Origin of the sequence: Dorea sp. YH-dor226 (genome assembly GCF_039832105.1) — a bacterium.
GTDB lineage: Bacteria > Bacillota > Clostridia > Lachnospirales > Lachnospiraceae > Dorea_A.
The window spans coordinates 1-1,935 of sequence record NZ_JBDOHS010000037.1 but is presented as its reverse complement, the minus strand read 5'-3'; the positions used below and the strand labels follow the sequence as shown (position 1 = coordinate 1,935).

At 38.4% G+C, this 1,935-nt stretch carries 1 protein-coding gene; it reads right to left on the bottom strand.

The window, feature by feature from the left end:
- Positions 1-480: 480 nt before the first annotated feature.
- Positions 481-1,788: an IS30 family transposase gene (locus tag ABE547_RS14605; RefSeq protein ID WP_347379409.1), complete on the bottom strand. Its 1,308-nt coding sequence runs from the start codon at positions 1,786-1,788 to the stop codon at positions 481-483.
- Positions 1,789-1,935 lie beyond the last annotated feature (147 nt).

Genomic DNA, 1,935 nt, shown 5'->3' with positions numbered 1-1,935 from the left:
GGTCACTTGTAAAAGTTAATTCCACTTTGTAAGACTTACTTCCACCTTGTAGGATTAAATTCCACTGGGTGGAAGTTTTTTGTTACAAAAATAGTGGTATTTACGTCAAAAAGCATCTATAATAAGCCAAAAGCCGGAAAAATGCGCATCAAAATGAGAAGTCGAATTCACGTTGTCCTGGTAAGAGTTAGTGAATTCCACCCCTGAAAGAACGTTATGGAACTCATCCAATGCGCAGGACTCCGGCCTTTTTATTGTTAATGTTAATAAGGAAATTTCTGCAGCCGCAGAAATCTTTATCCTTACTTCGCTTGGGTGATTTTTATCCGATGAAATTAACTGTGTCAAGGCCAAGGCCTTATAAAAAAGGTGCCTGCGGCAGCCTTGACACAGTTAATTCTCAGCAGAATAGTATTCAACAAGCGAAGTAAGGATAGAATTGTGCAACGCACAAAGATAAAGTGTGGTGGTCTGCTTTCCTTATCTGTGCTTCAGTAATTCCGGTTTAAGAATTATTTCGTTTGCAGGTATTTTATGAATACCAAGTAAATCTAATATTTCCCTGCCATAGTAGAATTCAAACATTTCATAAGGTGATTTGTCACCAAGTTCAGGTCTTCCATAGGAATTGATGTGGTCCATCATGAGACCTATTTGTGACTGAGTGTACTGCCCGAGGTCCGTGGATTTTGGAATGATTCTTCTTATAAATTCATGGTTGTTTTCACAAGCACCCTTCTGACCGGGAGAAGAAGGATCACAATAAAATACCTGAGACCTTATCACACCATCGGAGTCAACTTCAATACCAAAAGGATCAGAAAATTCGGTTCCGTTGTCTGCCAGACATATGGGAAATAGTTTGGTGAAGTTATCAAAACCAAGTAATTTGTATAGATGATTAAATATGTCAGTCACAGATTTAGAGTCATTTGCTTCGCGCCAAAATGCCAGTTGAAGCTTTGGAAGTACAAAGTGAATGGTAAGTAATACAGAGCCACCTTTTATCCCTTCTACAGAATCGAGTTCAGCGACAGGGAGCGAAGGATTCTCATTCCTGTAAACGATATAGTCGTCATAGGTTCTGCCTATTCTACAGGATTTGTCAACTTTGAGAGGAACTGACTTTTTCTTTCTGGGCTTAAACCTGACCTTCCTGGGCATATCTATGTTTTGGGCAGAAAAAAGTCCATGATCAGCATAAATATAAGCTGTTTTTTCACAGCAGGAAATCTTGTCCTGATTGTTAGCAAGTATGTGATGAATAGATTGACCGTTTTTGAGTAAAGGACTGATTACGGAATCCAGCTGTTTTAATTCCTCTTCACAGAGATTAAAGCCGGAACGTGATTCGCTCCGCACCAATTCATACTCTTTTTGTGCTGTAAGAGCTTTATAGAATCTTTTCTCAAGGGTGCAGCTATGTAACAGATCACACCCATTACATACATAGGGAGCCTTGGAAAGTTTGGGACATTTCTCTTTGAAATAATCCGCACAAGAGGTTGTACAACGACCACAGAAACTGCATTGGTTTCGGCTTTTATGACGTTTGCAAGAGCAACATACATCACCATAATGGGAACAGTTCTTTCTGTTTAGGCAGTCATTAAAAGGTTTATAAGGAGCTCCTTTCTTTTCGAATACGATATGGGATTTCACTTCTTTGGATACAGTGGTACAGTCCTTGAGAATCAGTCTGCCAATAGCTTTAAAACTCATGTTTTTATTAAGAGAATTTTCGATTACGTATCTTTCATCTAAAACTAAATGTTTATTTTTATTCATATATTTCTCCAATTCCGGCCGGAGCTTAGAGATGGATGAACAGGAATAAGATAGCATTAAGAATAAGTAATTTCCATACCTGATGTTTGGAAGTAGTAAGTTCCACATCAGGTTAGTTAGGGGTGGAAGTAAGTTTTACAAATGAGA

Coding starts and splice junctions, on each gene's coding strand:
- ABE547_RS14605 (WP_347379409.1), bottom strand. CDS start 1,788: ATGAATAAAAATAAACATTTAGTTTTAGATGAAAGATACGTAATCGAA.